At 61.3% G+C, this 17,035-nt stretch carries 15 protein-coding genes; 7 read left to right on the top strand and 8 right to left on the bottom strand.

Annotation, left to right across the window (positions count from 1 at the left end):
* The first annotated feature begins 8 nt into the window (after nt 1–8).
* A complete protein-coding gene (locus AB6730_RS12365) occupies nt 9–1,319 on the top strand; it encodes a lipopolysaccharide biosynthesis protein (protein WP_371023910.1) in 1,311 nt (436 codons plus the stop codon).
* Here AB6730_RS12365 and AB6730_RS12360 read toward each other — a convergent pair.
* A complete protein-coding gene (locus AB6730_RS12360) occupies nt 1,264–1,944 on the bottom strand; it encodes an FkbM family methyltransferase (RefSeq protein WP_371023909.1) in 681 nt (226 codons plus the stop codon). The genes AB6730_RS12365 and AB6730_RS12360 overlap by 56 nt on opposite strands.
* Nucleotides 1,945–2,225: 281 nt before the next feature.
* Nucleotides 2,226–3,263, bottom strand: coding sequence for a glycosyltransferase family 4 protein (locus AB6730_RS12355; RefSeq protein WP_371023908.1), 1,038 nt, complete (start codon nt 3,261–3,263; stop codon nt 2,226–2,228).
* Between the two features lie 136 nt (nt 3,264–3,399).
* Here AB6730_RS12355 and AB6730_RS12350 point away from each other — a divergent pair, with 136 nt between their 5' ends.
* Both AB6730_RS12350 and AB6730_RS12345 read left to right on the top strand, forming a co-directional pair.
* Nucleotides 3,400–4,170 carry a glycosyltransferase family 2 protein gene (locus tag AB6730_RS12350; protein WP_371023907.1) on the top strand — a complete coding sequence of 257 codons (771 nt, stop codon included), beginning with the start codon at nt 3,400–3,402 and terminating at the stop codon, nt 4,168–4,170.
* A 2-nt stretch (nt 4,171–4,172) separates the two neighbouring features.
* Nucleotides 4,173–5,084: a glycosyltransferase family 2 protein gene (locus AB6730_RS12345; RefSeq protein ID WP_371023906.1), complete on the top strand. Its 912-nt coding sequence runs from the start codon at nt 4,173–4,175 to the stop codon at nt 5,082–5,084.
* Nucleotides 5,085–5,087: 3 nt separating this feature from the next.
* Here AB6730_RS12345 and AB6730_RS12340 read toward each other — a convergent pair whose 3' ends face one another.
* The 4 genes from AB6730_RS12340 to AB6730_RS12325 are packed head-to-tail and all read right to left on the bottom strand — an operon-like array spanning nt 5,088 to nt 9,672.
* A complete protein-coding gene (locus AB6730_RS12340) occupies nt 5,088–6,251 on the bottom strand; it encodes a glycosyltransferase (RefSeq protein ID WP_371023905.1) in 1,164 nt (387 codons plus the stop codon).
* Between the two features lie 25 nt (nt 6,252–6,276).
* Nucleotides 6,277–7,131 carry a glycosyltransferase family 2 protein gene (locus tag AB6730_RS12335; RefSeq protein WP_371023904.1) on the bottom strand — a complete coding sequence of 285 codons (855 nt, stop codon included), beginning with the start codon at nt 7,129–7,131 and terminating at the stop codon, nt 6,277–6,279.
* Nucleotides 7,128–8,300, bottom strand: coding sequence for a hypothetical protein (locus AB6730_RS12330; protein ID WP_371023903.1), 1,173 nt, complete (start codon nt 8,298–8,300; stop codon nt 7,128–7,130). The genes AB6730_RS12335 and AB6730_RS12330 overlap by 4 nt, the downstream gene beginning before the upstream one ends.
* The gene (locus AB6730_RS12325; protein WP_371023902.1) at nt 8,275–9,672 is read right to left on the bottom strand and encodes an MBOAT family protein; all 1,398 of its coding nucleotides are present in this window, start codon (nt 9,670–9,672) and stop codon (nt 8,275–8,277) included. The genes AB6730_RS12330 and AB6730_RS12325 overlap by 26 nt, the downstream gene beginning before the upstream one ends.
* A 179-nt stretch (nt 9,673–9,851) precedes the next feature.
* Here AB6730_RS12325 and pilB point away from each other — a divergent pair, with 179 nt between their 5' ends.
* The 4 genes from pilB to coaE all read left to right on the top strand — a co-directional run bounded on the left by pilB (nt 9,852) and on the right by coaE (nt 14,519).
* Nucleotides 9,852–11,579: a type IV-A pilus assembly ATPase PilB gene (gene pilB / locus AB6730_RS12320; RefSeq protein WP_371023901.1), complete on the top strand. Its 1,728-nt coding sequence runs from the start codon at nt 9,852–9,854 to the stop codon at nt 11,577–11,579.
* 133 nt (nt 11,580–11,712) lie between these two features.
* Nucleotides 11,713–12,978, top strand: a complete 1,266-nt coding sequence (locus AB6730_RS12315) for a type II secretion system F family protein (protein ID WP_371023900.1) — start codon at nt 11,713–11,715, stop codon at nt 12,976–12,978.
* 72 nt (nt 12,979–13,050) lie between these two features.
* Nucleotides 13,051–13,920, top strand: a complete 870-nt coding sequence (locus AB6730_RS12310) for an A24 family peptidase (protein ID WP_371023899.1) — start codon at nt 13,051–13,053, stop codon at nt 13,918–13,920.
* Nucleotides 13,917–14,519 carry a dephospho-CoA kinase gene (gene coaE, locus AB6730_RS12305; RefSeq protein WP_371023898.1) on the top strand — a complete coding sequence of 201 codons (603 nt, stop codon included), beginning with the start codon at nt 13,917–13,919 and terminating at the stop codon, nt 14,517–14,519. The genes AB6730_RS12310 and coaE overlap by 4 nt, the downstream gene beginning before the upstream one ends.
* A 16-nt stretch (nt 14,520–14,535) precedes the next feature.
* Here the strand turns inward: coaE and AB6730_RS12300 are convergent, their stop codons facing one another.
* Together AB6730_RS12300 and AB6730_RS12295 are read right to left on the bottom strand one after the other, a co-directional pair.
* A complete protein-coding gene (locus AB6730_RS12300) occupies nt 14,536–15,786 on the bottom strand; it encodes a putative bifunctional diguanylate cyclase/phosphodiesterase (protein ID WP_371023897.1) in 1,251 nt (416 codons plus the stop codon).
* Nucleotides 15,783–17,000: an HD-GYP domain-containing protein gene (locus AB6730_RS12295; protein ID WP_371023896.1), complete on the bottom strand. Its 1,218-nt coding sequence runs from the start codon at nt 16,998–17,000 to the stop codon at nt 15,783–15,785. Before AB6730_RS12295 ends, AB6730_RS12300 begins: the two co-directional genes overlap by 4 nt.
* Nucleotides 17,001–17,035 lie beyond the last annotated feature (35 nt).

The following is a 17,035-nucleotide window of genomic DNA, read 5'->3' as shown; positions in this document are numbered from 1 at the left end:
GCCTCCTCGTGCTGCGCGCAGGCGGCTGGTCACTAGCCGCGAAATGTGTTGCGGCGGTCAACGTATTCGCTGCGCTGCCGTTCGTGCTGCGCTCACTCGGGCCAGCGGAGTTCGGCGTGTGGGCCACGCTCGTGTCCGTCACTACGTTCGCTGGTTTCCTCGACTTCGGTATTGGCAATGGTGCGATGAACATGATCGCCGATGCACGTGGGCGGGATCGCCCTGATGAAGTGAGGATCGTGCTCCGCGAAGCTGCCACCGTACTGAAAGGTATAGCCATTATTATGCTGGTTGTCGTGGCGGCGACGGCATGGTTGCCGTGGTGGCGGATATTCGGCCTTTCGCACGCGGTGGCCCCGGATGCCCGGAACGCGGCTTTGGTGGCGCTCACAGTCGTTGCGTGTAGCGTGCCACTGAGCCTGGCAACTCGGGCACAGCTCGGCCTCGGTCTGGGGCATGTGGCTTTTCGGTGGCAGACTTTCGGTCAGGTCTTCGCCCTCGGAGCAACCATCGTGGCGGCATTGACAGATGCCGGACTCGCCTGGATCGTCGCTGCATCCCTGTCTTCAACGGCACTGCCTGCCAGTATCAACGCCCTCACGTTATGGCGGCATCCTACCTACGGACGACGTCTGCGCTCGTCCAGCCCTCGGCGGCCGGATATCAGGGCCAGGATTCGCCGAGACGGCATACTGTTTTTCGTCCTCCAGCTCGGCGGCGCACTTGCGTTCACTATCGATTTGCCATTGATCACGGCGATCCGCGGCCCTGTGGACGCCGGTGAATACGCCGTCGTGCAGAGATTTTTTTCTCTTATCCCTCTTTCCCTGTCACTACTGTGGGTGCCCCTATGGCCTATTTACCGTCAAGCATTGGCTGCCAAGGATTTCAGGTGGGCGCGAAGGACACTCGGCTGGACAGTAGCGGGAGCGGGTGCATACGCATTCGTCGCCGCGTCACTCTTCGCACTTATCTTTCCTTTCATTGCGCCTAGGTGGCTTCATCGAGACTTCCCGGTCTCATCGGTCCTTCTCGCCGGGTTCGCTGTATGGATCGCGATCGAGGCCATAGGACAGGCGTTTGCCACCTTCCTCAATGCAGCGGGGATTCTCGAGTTCCAGGTCTACGTGGTGGTCTTGCTAGCCATTCTAGCCATCGGGCTTAAAGTGACGGCGCTCACCGTGGCGAGTACATCCCTCGTACCTTGGAGTACAGTTTTAGCGTATACCGCCGCGAGTTTGGTGCCAACAATCATCAGGCTACCTAGGCTTCTACACCAGGCCAACGCTTTGCACCCAACTGAACGAGGAAATGCGTGAGTTCTGCCTCGGACGGCGCTAATAGGACGTCGTGATAGTACACGGGTCCCTTCGCAGAGTGCGTTTCAAAGAGCTTACGCCAAGACGGCGCGTCGGCGGTGGCCAACCTCATGCTGAAGTGCCCAAGGTTCGTAAAGGCGGCGGCGCACCTGTAGCCCGCATCATTCAGCAAGGCCAAACCATCGATGTGCCTTTCGATGCCTGTAGCGGTCAACCGCGGATCTGCTTCGTACAGTAACCATGGCCGAGTGTCTCGCAAAAGGACACCACCGCCTTCGATCACATCGATATCAAATCCGTCAGTGTCAATTTTGACAAAGTTCGGTGTCAGTCCCTTCCAAAGAAGTGGAACGGACGCATCCAACGACGCCAGAGATACCTGAGCCGCGGCAGCGTTTCCCGCTACCACCGTTCCTGCCGTGCCCCGCGCGGCTTGAGGCAGCACAACCGATCCTTCGTCAGCACCGCACGCCACGTCTGAGAAGATTACATTCTCGAGATTGCTGAGATTCGCCCGCAGATATCGAATGAAGGCGGGATGAGGCTCAAACGCCAGAAAAGCGTCAGACTCGGCCGCGGATGCGGCGAGAATGGAATCGCCCACGTTGGCGCCGACATCGATCATTCGCAGGGGCTGCGTCGACCTAATGAATGTTGCTACTTCGCCTATCAGCCTGTCGTAGTGGGCATGTCTGGCGCGATACATCGGCAATTGGTGCGACAACGGTAGCCAAAGCGGATCCGGAAGACCTTCCACTTCAACATAACAGGGAGCGTCCCAGCCAAGTGACAGGCACAAACTACGGGCCCCTAACGACAGCTTCTGGATAAACCGGTCTACCGCCGAAGTATCAAGCGACTTTGGAGTTGCACGCTCGAGAATGCGTGACGCGATCCAAGAAGATCTCATGAAGCGAGCCTTTTATAGCCTTCGATCGTGAGCGCCGCCGTCTGCTCCCAAGAAAAGTCTCCGCTTCGCGTACGTCCTCTTTCCGCGAGATCCCCCAGTGCCACATCGTCATACAAAAGTGTCTGAAGCGTATCGCTCAGTTCAGCCGGATCGGCACCATGGACGTAGCGCACCGCGGCCTCCCCGACCTCCGGAGTCGCGCCGCCACTTACGGCAACGACTGGGCATCCGGCGGACATCGCTTCCAGCAAGGGCAGACCAAAGCCCTCATAACGGGACGTACAGACGAGGACACACGCGCTTGCATAGAGTTCAGCAAGCATTTGATCACCTCCAGCCACGTGCGACACGTTCCCGACCCGCCTCACCATCTGCCTCTCGTCGTCTCCAAACGCCGGGCCTCCGAAACATATCAGAGCGAAGTCCGAATGAAGTCGCGGGCACGATTGATACGCACGCAGCAGAAGTTCGAAATTCTTGTAACCCGCCCGATGCCCCACGTATAGAATGAAGGGCCTCTCGGGCTTACGACGCGGATACACCGGTAGCGACGGCGCCAACGGAGTAACTACCAGCCGCTCTGGAGAAATCCCCAGGTACTCGACCGCGTCGTTACGCGTGGTTTCCGATACACAGAAGATCAGGTCCGCGCGATCCACAGCTTTTCTCTTGCGCATCGACTGCACGTCTGCGCCGCGCACCTCCGTCGGGAAACGCTCGCTGATCGTATCGTGGACTGTCACCGCGAGCCGCCCCCCCTTTCGCCGCGAAGAATGCTCCAGATACCACGTCTCATGCATGATGCCTTCTGGTCCAGGCCTACTTAGAGTCCGCGCGACCCGGTGGCCAAGCCAGGTTATCCCTGGGAACACGGGAACATGGGCACCTCTGACGGAAACGCCATCCTTCGCGAGCCCATCCAAGGCATCGGTGACGTAGATGGGGCTGTCGACCGTCGTCGGAACGCCGGCCCGCGACAATGCCCGCGCCAGCTCCACGAAATACCGGGAAACGCCGCCAAATCGCTGGATCACGAAAATTCCATGATCAAAAATCACCCCTGGTATCAATGGACTATCCTTTCAGGGACCCCGTCCCTCTTGAGCTATCAAAACGACGACATACCCGGGCGAACTTCCTCAGCCGTCCAGTCGCCGCCATAATGCCGCCATGTCCAGTCAACCGCCAGCCGCCCAACCCCTCCTCTCGATTATCGTCGCCACGTTCAACGCCGCACGAACCGTCGAGCGATGCCTCGCTTCGGTCGTTGCCCAGTCATCTCGGAACTGGGAACTGATCGTAATGGACGGCGCATCGACAGATAGCACGATGACTATCGTCGAGCGTTTCGCGAGTGACGTCACGCACGCTGTGTCGGAACCAGATAATGGTATCTATGATGCGTGGAACAAGGCGTTGGCGCTAGCCCGAGGGCATTATGTATGTTTCCTTGGTGCCGACGACGCGTTCTCGGATCAAGAGGCTATAGCCTCGGTGATTGACGCGATGGCAGGCGATTCGTTCGACCTGATATCTTCGCGCTGCCGCTGGATAGATGCTGACGGTATCTTTACCGGCGAAGGTGGAGATGCCTGGGACTTTCGCAAGCTCGGCCGCCATATGCCTATATGCCATCCCGGCCTCTGGCATGCACGTGCACTGTTCGATCATCACGGCTGCTTCGATGCAAGCTACAGGATCACAGGCGATCTCGACTTCCTCCTGCGCTTACCGATGTCGACGCGCTCTCTCCACCTGAACCGGGTGACAGTAACCGTGGAGAACGCAGGTATTAGTCGTGCCCAGGTCCTGCGACGGCTTCGTGAGCAGCGACGAGCCCTCACGGCCTGCCCCAGGATTGGGCCAGTTAAAGCATGGGTAGTATGGCTTGACAAGATCTGGCGATATCCGATTGCCCGCGCGTTCAATCTTCCCTTTTGAACATGAAATACAAACGAATCGTTGCCGTCGTCCCGGTGTATCGCGATGCGATAAGAGCGAAGGCGACCGTCGATGCCCTCCTCCGCTGTATTGTCCCTGCCCCCTTTTTGCTTCGTGTGCAGGTGGTGGACGATGGTTCGCAGGACGGCACGGGGGAGCGACTGACTTTCCAGTTCAGCGGACGAGCCGACGTCCTGCAATTGACCAGGAACATGGGGAGATCGTTCGCCCGCAATGCAGGCGCCGCAAAGGCAGAGGCGGATCTGCTTCTTTTTGTCGACGCGGACTGCGAACCGATCGACGCGAACTTCATCATCCATCATCTTGAAGCGATCCAGGCATCCGATGTATCGATGGGCACGATCCTCGGACAGAATGATGGCTTCTGGCATAGCTATCAGGAAGCTTCGGTGGCGCGCAGGATCCGGCTCGCACGCCGTACGCCCATTGCTCGTTTCACGACCCAGAACGTGATGATTGACGCACGACTCTTCGCTCGCATCGGAGGCTTCGATGAAACCTTCAAGGGTTACGGATTTGAAGATCGCGATCTCGCTATACGCCTTGCCAAGGAAGGTGGCCGATTTGCCACAGCAGGGGAAGCATGCGTCATCCACCGCGACAATCTTGCTCTCGATCGCGTTTGCGCGAAGATGCTGGAGGCGGGAGCGACCACGTCAACTATATTCGCCGAAAGACACCCATTTGAATATCGTGCTTTGGGCTACGAAGCCATAGATGCACGACGACATCCATGGCGAGGACTCGTCGCAAGGGTCGCGTGGCCGCCGCTACGCCTGCTGGCTCGACACGACGCATGGCTTCATTGGTCCGGCCTGCCTTTTGCGGCAAGAGCGTCCGCGGTGCGGCTTATGAGCGCGCTTAGCTATCTCTACGGCACACTGCAGCGATAAGACTTAGACGTCCGCAGATCCCCCATCGCTGGCAGCCATTAGAATTCCTGCATAACGTTTTGCGACTGCCTCCCAATCGAAACGGTCCACGAGGCGCTGTCTCCCTTCGATGACCTTGGCGGCACTGCTGTCGAGTGCTGCGAGGACACCTTCTACCAACGCCTTGGAGTCAGCCACCTTCACGGGGAATACTCCCGGCATATCGGTCAGAACGTCACGCACAGCCGGAAGGTCCGATGCCACGACCGGGCAGCCGCAACCGAGTGCCTCGACCAAAACCAATCCGAGACCTTCCTGGTCTCCCGAGGATGCCGGGCGAAATGGCGCCACGAAGGCTGCAGCGGAGCGGTAATACATCGCCAAGGAGGCTGACGGCATTGCCCCTGCGAAGGTAACAACACCCTCCAGTCCAAGACGGGCACATTGAGCTCTTAGATCTTTTTCAAGAGGACCAAAGCCCACGACCGTCAGCCGCGTGCCGGGACGCATCGCCAGCACGTCCGGAAGAGCCTCAAGCAGAACATCGAGTCCCTTTTTTTCTACCAACCTCCCAACAAAAAGCAGTCTATCCGGCTCCCTCGGAATGCGAGGGTCTGGAGTGAAAACATGCTGAAGATCAACTCCCATCGGCGCAACGACAGGAGCGATAGAATCGTCAAGATTCCGCGCTGGCGGCAGCATGGCTTGGCTGACGACAGTGAATCCGCGGCAACGACGTACGACCCGGCGTTTCAAACCCATCGCAAGAGAGCCGCGCAGCGCAAACAGGTCTGCACCGTGGGACGTGACCACGAAGGGCATTCCCAGCCCACTCGCTACAAGACCAGGCGTAAGTAGCCAGTGCGCGTGCACGATGGCGCGTGGCTTCAGCAGTCTGCGCGCGAGAAGCCATTGCGCCGCGATAAATGAAGGCACAAGCCACCACTTCCACGGTGAGCTGCGGAGATTTGTGGTGATGCCCCCATTGTTGACCAATGTTTCCCAGGCGGCCGGAGCATATCGGTAACGCTCTACCTGTACGCCATCGAGCATTTCTCGACGCGCCGCACCGGCGGCATGCGGGCACACTACGATTACCTCAAACCAGTGTACGAGCCGCCGCGCCAATTCGTGGACAAACGACGGTTCATGGTCATCTTTCCAGCGTGGATAGGTCGAGGCGAGCACGATCAGCCTGGGCTTTTGCGGACAGTCAGTCATCGCGTCGATAGGTCAATGCCGTGATCTGCTCGGAGATGAGGCCAATCAGGAATACGATGACAGACGCGCTCCACATGAGTGTGCTGCCGTTGGTGAGCCGCCCGTACGAGAGATAGGTATAAAGATAATTGAGGCAACCCAGCAGCAGGAACGCAAAACTCACGGGAGCGAATAGCTTCAGGGGAGAGTAGAGGGTCGCAATCTTGAAGATGATGAGAAGAAAGCGGATTCCATCTTTGAACGGCTTAATATGACTCTTCCCCACGCGTTGTGCCGCTTTGATCGGTTCGTACGCTACGCCATAGGCACTGCGGAAGAATGCCATCGTACTCGTAGTGGGGTATGAGAATCCATTAGGAAGTAGATGCAGAAACTCACGAAAGCGAGTTGCGCGAACCACACGAAACCCTGATGTTAAGTCCTCCACGACATGCCCCGTCATTCGACTTGCAAGCCAGTTGTAGAATGTATTAGCCACTCCGCGGCCAACACCCGCCTGGCTACCCCAATCACGGGCCCCGACCACCATATCGAAACCTTCATCGAGCCGCGCAATCAGGCGCCGGACATCCGCTGGATCGTGTTGTCCATCTCCATCCATGAACGCCAATACCTCTCCGGACGCAGCCCTTGCACCGCGTTTGATGGCGGCCCCGTTACCCATGGAATACGGAGACGACAAACAGCGAACCCCGGCTTCCGTACAGATCAAGCGAGTGTCGTCGGTCGACCCATCGTCCACCACCACGATCTCCGCCTCTGGCAGTACTGCTCGTACGCGAGGGAGCAATTCCACGAGCGCCGCGGCCTCATTTTTGGCAGGGATAATTACGCTAAGTCGTGTCAACGGACATGCTCCAGTCTTTTATTTTCTTGTGTATCTACCCGAGCTACATGAGTAAACGAGGCAGACGGACCGATTCGGAGATCGGGCAGCGCCTGCAGAAGTTCTCGGGTGAAGGCCTTTTGGTCGCGCACATCGAGATGAGAACCGTCTGGACATACAAATGCGGACAGCGCCGGCACGTCGGCATAGTTTAAGCCTGGGGCCTGGACTATCCGCAGGAAGCGATCCCAATACTGGTCACGGGGAAACATACGCTCGTCGGCCACCCGAACGAGACCGCTCCGGGGAAACATAATGAAGACGACCTTCCCGCCGCGCTGCTCGATCTTGCGTACCATAGCCCCAATCTCTCGCGCATTGTCATCGAACTGTGGGAAGTCGACAGGCGATATGGCATGAATGCGACGCGATACCTCGACATCGAAAGCATTCCAGTTGGGTGCGCTCGGGACTTCTTTGATGCCGGCGTTGCGCAGTACTCGTGCGTAATAGAACTGCGGCATTGCCACCTTGCGATAGTCGGCCTGGCGCTCCCGATCTGGCATGGTGACTAAGTATTGAGGCGTGGCCGTATGGTCGAATACCCGCAGTACCAGCGACGCGAATGGACTGGCACCGTCGGAGAAGCTACGCAAGTGACGGTGAAGAATTCCCCCCAGCCAGGCCTCACTCATGGCAAAGTCGGGAATTGCATCGTCGTTTCCACGGCGATCCCACTCGGCCAAATACGTAGTCGCGCCATCTATCCGATGCAAGTCTCCCACGACATGATCCTGATAATCGACCAGGATTGTGCCAGTCACACCGACGTCATTCGCCAGATTCGCAAGCACGGGGACGAATGAACTTCCATCGATGGCCAGTTGCACCGGCTCTCTTCCGGTTTCTTCGCGAAGGGTGGGAAGATCAACATCGAGTTGCATGCGCGACGCGCCGATCATGACGATGGCGCGGCCACCAAGGTGATTCACCCGTGCACGCTCGCGCGCCCAAGTGGAGGGAGAGTCGACGATAGTGGGCTCAAAGCCACGCTTGGCCAGCAAAAACTCTTCGATGGCGATAACCGATAGGGCGATGCATAGCGCTACGACAAAGGGAAGTACCCACCGACCGCCTGGCAGATACCGCCGAATCAGATGAATATCAGAATTGGAAGTAGATGAACGCACGGTCGTCACCTCCCGACGCCAGGTAGATACCGATCATGCACGCCGTCGCCACTGAAATGCGGGGAACCTGCCCTAGCTGCGCCAACCAGCCATCAAGGGTCTGATCGCGCATGCGCCATTGCCAGGCAAACATGGACAAGGCCGCCGCCAAGGCAAACCACTCCATCGAAAATCCGCCGCGCCACCGCCCGAACGTACTCAGGAACGCAGAAGCTGACTCAAGCGTGGGTGCACGAAACGCAATCCACGCAACGCACACGAACACGAACGTGCCGACGGTCACCACCGCGTCGGTGAACAAATTTTTGCCGCCACGCCAGCGGTTTCTGATGCCACGCTCGGCAACGAGATAAGCTCCATGAAGAGCGCCCCATATGACGAACATCCATGAAGCCCCATGCCAAAGACCGCCCAGGAGCATTGTAATCATGAGGTTCCGGCAGGTCTGCCACTGACCGCCGTTGCTGCCACCTAATGGAATATAAAGATAGTCACGTAGCCAAGTTGATAGTGAGATGTGCCACCGTCGCCAGAAATCCGAGAATCCACGCGCCCCGTATGGAAAGTGAAAATTGTCGGGGAATGCAAATCCAAAGCACAGCGCGAGTCCAATGGCACACAACGAGTAACCGCCAAAGTCAAAATAGATCTGAGCGGCAAAGCCGAAGAATGCCGCCAATCCGCCGACGACACCGAAAGCAGCCGGACTTCCGTAAACCGCATCCACCACTGGCGCGAACAATCGGTCCGCGAAAACGTCCTTGCAGAAGAGTCCGATCAGCACCAGCACCATGCCATAGCCAACCTGTTCTGGAGTAACGGTCCGCGGCGTGGAGATTTGCGGCAACAGCGCCCGCGCACGTACGATTGGTCCAGCAACGAGATGCGGGAAGAACGCCACGAATAGCGCGTAATCACGTAATGAAGCATCCGCGGAAATCTCGCGGCGATAGACGTCGATGGTGTAAGAGAGCGAGGCGAACGTATAGAAAGATATACCTACTGGAAGAATGATATTCCAGACTGGTGGAACGTACGTCACGGCGAGTAGACCTAGTAACTCCTGCACCGTATGCAAGGTAAAGCCGCCATACTTGAAAAAAACCAGCATGCCGAGATTCGCTGTCAGACTCACCACAAGCAAGCATTTCCGGCGGACTTGCGACGTCTCCCTACCGAGCTGACGTGCCAACCACCAGTCGACTCCTGTGGAGAAAGCGAGAATGAAAACGTAGGCGGGATTCCAGGCGGCGTAGAAGACGTAACTCGCCAGGAGCAGGAACGTCTTCTTAGCACCCCAACTGCGGAGTGACAGGTAGGCCGGAAAGACGATTGCAAAAAAAACCAGGAAACTCAGTGAATTAAAAAGCACCTAGCTCCCCCTGGAGCACTATTAATCCGGCAGGTTAAGGAGTGCCACGGTGCACGCCGCTCTTCGTCAAATGATACCGGATGCACCGACGGCGGCGCGCGCCTTCACGTGACCCCGCGTGACCATCTGCACAATCTGGAGTAGATTCAGGCGCGTATCTCGGGGAAACGGGACCCAACATGGCTTCACAAATGCATTCGCCCATGCTGGCGGGTCTGACTGGGATGGCGCGCCGGCTTGTGACTGAGTCAGTCATGGCCGAGGCCGACGTTCGGAAAGCTGTGCAGGACGCCGCCGATAAGCGTGTGTCCCTGGCGGCCTGGCTGGTCGACCACAACCTCGTCGACAGCCCAAAGCTATCCCAAGTCGCCTCAGCCGAATTCGGCATGCCCCTGATGGACATCAGCGGCATGGCTGCCGCCAACATGCCTCTGGACCTGGTCACCGAAGCCCTGATCACCAAGCACCAGGCCCTGCCTCTGTTCAAGCGGGGAAAGCGCCTGTTCGTCGGCATCGCCGACCCCATGCAGTCCCACGCCCTGGACGAGATCAAGTTCCACTCGAACCACATGGTCGAGCCGGTGCTGGTCGAGCGCGGGCAACTTCGAAGGGTGATCGACACCGCCCTCTCGGCCATGAGCGCCAATGTCCCGGGTTTCGCGGACGGTGGCCTCGACGAGCTGGTTCTGGAGTCCGGTGACGACGACGGCGATGGCTCCACCGGCATCGACGCCAACGCCAACGACGACGCCCCCGTCGTCAAGTTCGTCAACAAGATCCTGGTCGACGCCATCAAGCGTGGCGCCTCCGACATCCACTTCGAGCCCTTCGAGGCGGTCTATCGCGTCCGCCTGCGCATGGACGGCATCCTGCGCGTCGTTGCCACGGCCCCGATCAAGCTGGGCAACCGCATCGCCTCGCGCCTGAAGGTCATGAGCGGCCTGGATATCGCCGAGCGGCGCGTCCCTCAGGACGGCCGTATCAAGCTCAACCTGACCAAGACCCGTGCGATCGACTTCCGCGTCAGCACGCTGCCGACCCTGTTCGGCGAAAAGATCGTGCTGCGTATCCTGGACGGTTCCTCGGCCAAGCTGGGCATCGACAAGCTCGGGTACGAGGATTTCCAGAAGAAGCTCTATCTAGACGCGATCGAAAAACCTTACGGCATGGTCCTGGTCACCGGCCCCACGGGCTCCGGTAAGACCGTGTCGCTGTACACCGCACTGAACATCCTCAACACCGAGGGCCGCAACATCTCCACGGTGGAAGACCCGGTCGAAATCCGCGTCGAGGGCATCAATCAGGTCCAGCAGAACACCAAGCGCGGCATGACCTTCGCCGCGGCCCTGCGCTCCTTCCTGCGCCAGGATCCGGACGTGATCATGGTCGGCGAAATCCGCGACCTAGAGACTGCCGAGATCGCGATCAAGGCGGCCCAGACCGGCCACATGGTGCTCTCCACCCTGCACACCAACGACGCCCCCCAGACGGTCGCCCGCCTGATGAACATGGGTATCGCCCCCTACAACATCACCTCGTCGGTCACCCTGATCATCGCCCAGCGCCTGGCCCGGCGCCTCCACGACTGCAAGAGACCGATCCAGCTCCCGCCGGCGGCGCTCCTCGCGGAAGGTTTTACCCAGGAGGAAATCGATGCGGGGATCACTATCTACGAGCCCGTGGGCTGCGATAGCTGCAACGAAGGCTATAAGGGCCGCGTGGGCATCTATCAGGTAATGCCGATGGTCGAGGACATCCAGAAGATCGTCCTCGAGGGCGGCAACGCCATGCAGATCGCCGAGGTGGCCCGGAAGGCAGGCATCAACGACCTCCGGGCTTCGGCCCTGCTGAAGGTCAGAAACGGGGTCACCAGCCTGGCGGAGATCAATCGCGTCACAAAGGATTGATGTTCGGCGACGGCACCGTCAGGATGTGCGCCAGATGGCAGAAAAATAAGCGGAAAGTCGTTCAGACTATCCGCCGGTGCGGGGTGCCCATGGGCATCCCCGCAATAGTTGAATCCGGGGGGAACATCGCGCCATGGCAGTAGCCACCGCCAACAAGAATTCGCGCGCCGTCGGCGCAGCGAGGGCCCAGGTCAATAAGCTGGTGATGTACGACTGGACCGCGCTGGACAAGCGCGGCAAGCGCATGACCGGCGAAATGCAGGCCAAGAACGCCGCCCTGGTCAAGGCTGAACTGCGCCGCCAGGGGATGAATCCCCAGACCGTGCGCGAGCGTGCGAAGCCGCTCTTCGGCTCGTCCGGAAGCACGGTCAAACCCCGGGACGTCGCCATCTTCAGCCGCCAGATCGCGACGATGATGGCCTCGGGCGTACCGATGGTGCAGGCTTTCGACATCATCGCGAACGGACAAAAGAACGTCCGGTTCAAGAACATGCTCATCGATGTGAAGACCAACATCGAGGGCGGCGCATCGTTGCACGAGGCGCTTGGCCAGTACCCGGTCCAGTTCGACGAGCTGTACCGAAACCTGGTCCACGCGGGCGAGTCTGCCGGCGTGCTGGATACCATCCTGGATACGGTGGCGACGTACAAGGAACGCGTGGAAGGCATCAAGTCGAAGATCAAGAAGGCCTTGTTCTATCCGGCGATGGTGCTCGTGGTCGCCTTCGTGGTCACGATGATCCTGCTCCTTTTCGTCGTACCGGTATTCCAGCAGACCTTCCGGGACGCGGGCGCCGAGCTGCCGGTGCCCACCATGGTGGTGGTCAAGGCTTCCGAGTTCATGCAGAGCTACTGGTGGCTCGTCATTGCCATCGTCGTCGGCTTGGGCGTGATCTTCGTGATGGCGAAGAAACGCTCTCCCCGGTTCGCTCACTTCCTCGACCGGTTTTCGATGAAGATCCCCGTCATCGGAAATATCCTCCGCCAGTCCGCCCTGGCTCGATTCGCACGTACGCTGGGCGTGACATTCCAGGCGGGCGTACCGCTGGTGGAAGCTCTCGAAGCCGTGTCCGGCGCCACCGGCAGCATCATCTACGGCGAAGCGGTGCTGCAGATGCGTGACGACGTTTCCGTCGGCCACCAGCTGCAATTGGCCATGCGCCAGACCAACCTGTTCCCGAACATGGTCGTGCAAATGACCGCGATCGGCGAAGAATCGGGCTCGCTCGACCACATGCTGTTCAAGGTGGCCGAGTTCTACGAGGAAGAGGTCAACAACGCGGTGGACACGCTGAGCAGCCTGCTCGAGCCCTTCATCATGGTGATCCTGGGTGGTCTCGTGGGCGGCATGGTCATCTCGCTTTACCTGCCTATCTTCAAGATCGCCGGTACGACCTGACGCTCCACTCCATGCACAATACGAGCCCTCTCCCTCACGGGGGAGGGCTTTTCTTTGACCACGGCCGAGCCCATGCCCGACTTACCCATCGCCCTCTGGACCACCTTCGCCGCCGTCTTCGGCCTGCTCGTGGGCAGCTTCCTCAACGTGGTCATCCTGCGCACGCCGCCGCGCATGGAGTGGGAATGGCGCAAGCAGGCGCGGGACGTCCTGGCGCTCGAGCCGGTCGACGAGCCCAAGCCCCCGGGCATCGCGCTCGAGGCCTCGCACTGCCCGCAGTGCAAGCATCGCCTCGCCGCCCACGACAACATCCCCCTGTTCGGCTGGTTGTTCCTGCGCGGGCGCTGCCGCTATTGCGGCACGACCATCTCGGCGCAGTACCCGCTGGTGGAGTTCTTCACGGGTCTCGCCAGCGCCCTGGTGGTCTGGCACTTCGGGCCGACGCCGGCCGCCCTCGCCGGCCTGCTGTTCACCTTCTTCCTCATCGCGCTGTCCGGCATCGACGTCCGTACCCAGCTGCTGCCGGACGAACTGACCTATCCCCTGCTCTGGATCGGCCTCGGACTCACCCTGATCCCGGCGTGGCAACCGCTGCCCGTGGGGCCGTCGTCGGCGATCCTCGGCGCGCTGATCGGCTACCTCAGCCTGTGGAGCGTGTACTGGCTGTTCAAGCTGCTCACCGGCAAGGAAGGCATGGGCCATGGCGATTTCAAGCTGCTCGCCGCACTGGGCGCGTGGATGGGCCCGGTGTCGCTGCTCCCGGTCATCATGTTGTCCTCGCTGATCGGCGCCTTGGTCGGCGGCGGGCTCATGCTGTTCCGCAACCACCAGCGCGACGTGCCGATCCCCTTCGGTCCGTACATCGCCGCGGCGGGCTGGGTCTGGTTCCTGGCGGGCGATCGGTTGTTCGCCGCCTACGCGCGCTTCACCGGCCTGCAATGAGCGGCTTCGTCGTCGCGCTGACCGGCGGCATCGCCTCGGGCAAGAGCGCCGTGGAACGGTGTTTCGAGGCACGCGGCATCCACGCCTACGACGCCGACGTGGCGGCGCGGGCGGTGGTCGAGCCCGGTTCCGAGGCCTTGGCCGAAGTGGCGCGGACGTTCGGGCCAGGGGCGCTCGACGCCGAAGGAAGGCTCGACCGCGCGGCGATGCGCCAGCGCGTCTTCGACGATCCTTCGGCACGCGCGACGCTGGAAGGCATCCTGCATCCGCGCATCCGCAGCTGGCTGCGCGATGCCGTGGCGGCCGATCGCGGGCCGTACTGCATCCTCTCGATCCCGTTGCTCGTGGAGAACCGCGAGCACTACGCGTGGGTGGACCGCGTGCTGGTGGTGGACGCGCCTGAAGCGGTGCGGATCGAGCGTCTGACCCACCGCGATGGCATCGACGCCGGCCTGGCCACGAAAATGATCAAAGCGCAGGCGTCCCGCGAGCGGCGCCTGGCCATCGCCGACGACGTGATCGTCAACGACGGCGATGAAGCGGCGCTGGACGCGAAGGTGGCGGCGCTGGACCGGCGTTACCGCGAACTGGCCGCCTGACGCCGCGCCCCCCGCCTCACATCAGCGACACGGCCGCCAGCCGCTCCGCGACGAAGTCCTCCGCCCGCACCGGCTGGCCGATGTGGTAGCCCTGCACCAGGTCGCAGTCCATCTCGACCAGGCGCAGCAGGGTCTCTTCGTTCTCCACGCCCTCGGCGACCGCTTCCATGCCCAGGCGGTGGGCGACGTCGACCATGGCCTGCACCAGCAGTTCGGTGCGGCGGTCGGTATTCATGGCGTCGACGAAGGTGCGGTCGATCTTCAGTTCGGTGGCCGGGAAATGCCGCAGGTAGGCGAACGATGCGTAGCCGGTACCGAAATCGTCGATGGCCACGCGCACGCCGCGGTCGCGCAGGGAGCGCAATACCCGCACGCTCATGTCCAGGTCGGTGAGCAGGGCCGTTTCCGTGATCTCGACGATCACCGCTTCCGGCGGCACGCCCCAGATGTCCATGGCACCGATCATCTGTTCCGCGAAACCCTGCTCGGCGAACACGCGCGGCGACAGGTTGATCGCGACGTCCAGCGGGCATCCGCCCCGGTGCAGCGCCGCGGCATGGCGCAGCGAGGCGTTGAGGCTCCAGCGGGTCAGCGGCACGATCAGGTCGCTGCGTTCGGCGAATTGCACGAAATCGGCAGGCGCCACGTGGATCTGGGCGGTCGTGGTCCAGCGGGAAAGCGACTCCACCCGCACCACCTCGCCGGAACGCAGGTCGCGAAGCGGCTGGAAGGCCACGTGCAGGCGATTGGCCTCGATGTCCTCGCGGAGTTCGCCGTAGAGGATCTCCACGGGCGTGGCGTCCGGCTGGTAGAGCGCGAACGGCTCGCCCACGCGCTGCGCTTCGTCGTGGGCCAGTTCGGCGCGGCGATAGAGCAGTTCCGCCGAGGTGCCGTGTTCGGGATGCACCGCCACGCCGACCACGGGCCGTCCGTGCCACGGCCGCTCGCCGCGCAACAGGGGCGTGTCGAAGGCACCGACGATGCGCGTGGCCGCCAGCAGGGCATGGGTGCGGTTGCGTACCGAGGGCAGCACCACGACGAAGCTGTCGTCACCGGCGACGAAGACCGTGTCCACATGGCGAACCGCCTCCACCAGGCGTTCGCGCGCGGCCAGCATGATGGCATTGCCGAAGTCGTAGCCGAAGCGGAGCTGCGCCTCGCGCATGCCCTGCAGCCGCACGACGAGCACGGCGCGCCATCCCGAATCGGGAACGACCCGGTCGAGGATGATCTGCACCGCGGGCAGGATGTCGGCACGCTCGCTCATTGGACGAAATACTCCCGGGGGTCGATTCCATGGCTGCCCGCGGGCAAGGTACGCAGGATCTCACGGCGGATGCTGTCCGATTGGTTCATGAGATCGATAATAAGGAATTCCTCGAGCGCTGCCTTGTCCTTTCGCGTAAGGATCGCCACGCGGGGCTGAAGACGGCGCGCCTGGTTCTGCATCATGACGATCGCGACCTCGCCCGTATTCAACTCCACCAGCGAGCCGGTCGGATAGACGCCCAGGCAGGCCTGGAACTGTTCCACCAACTCGCCCTGGAACTCGCGGTCGCGCCCCGCATACAGCTGGCGGAGGGCAAGGTGCTGGGACACGGCCGGGCGGTACGGACGCGGCGTGGACATCGCGTGGTACGTGTCGATGATCGCGGCCATCCGGCCGGACAGCGGAATGGCGGTGCCGGCCAAGCCCGCTGGGTACCCACTGCCGTCGAAGCGCTCATGGTGGGTGAACACCATGTCGCGCACCTCCGGGTCGCTGACGCCGGCATGGTCGAGGATGGCCATGCCTTCGCTCACGTGCTGGCGCGCCAGCTCCCATTCCTCGTCGCTCAGCGGACCGCCGCGTCCGAGCAGTTCATCGGGCAGTTGGGCCTTGCCCACGTCCATCAGCAGGCCGCCCGCGGCAAGGCTGACGATGGCCTCGCCAGCGAACCCCATGTGCCTGCCGAAGGCCGCCGCCAGCGTGCTGCAGGCGACGGCGTGCTGGTAGGTGTAGCTGTCGCGCCGGCGCAGGCTCTCGATCCAGAAGAAGGCGTCGCCACTGCGCAGGACGCTGGCGACCATCGGCCGCACGGCCTCTTCGACCGCGCCCGGCTCGATCGCCCGGCCGCCGTGGATGTCGTCCACCAATCGCTCGGCGAAACGTGACATGCCATCGAAAGCCTCGCGGGCCCGCGGCAGTTCTTCTTCGAACGGCACCGTGTCCGTATAGCTGTGGCGGGCGACCAGGCGCGGGTTCGCTACCGGCCGGGGCGCCACGACGGGCACGATGCGCGCGGGCGTGACACGCCGGTGCATGTCCACGAAGACGTACTTGCAGAACCGGCTCAGGCGGTCGATGTCGGCCTGCGACGCGATCGGCAGCCCTTGCAACGGGAACGGCGTGTCGGACCAGTCGCAATCGAGACGGCTCACGTACATGCCGACCTCCAGATCGGCCACGAACACGCGTCTCTCCACCAGGTCGTACGCCACTCTCCTGTCCCCCCTTCCGAACACTGCCTTCCCAT

Source organism: Luteibacter sp. RCC_6_2 (assembly GCF_041360655.1).
In the GTDB taxonomy this organism is placed as follows: domain Bacteria; phylum Pseudomonadota; class Gammaproteobacteria; order Xanthomonadales; family Rhodanobacteraceae; genus Luteibacter.
Note: the sequence above shows the minus strand (reverse complement) of the source record. Positions and strands in the feature narration are given on the sequence as shown.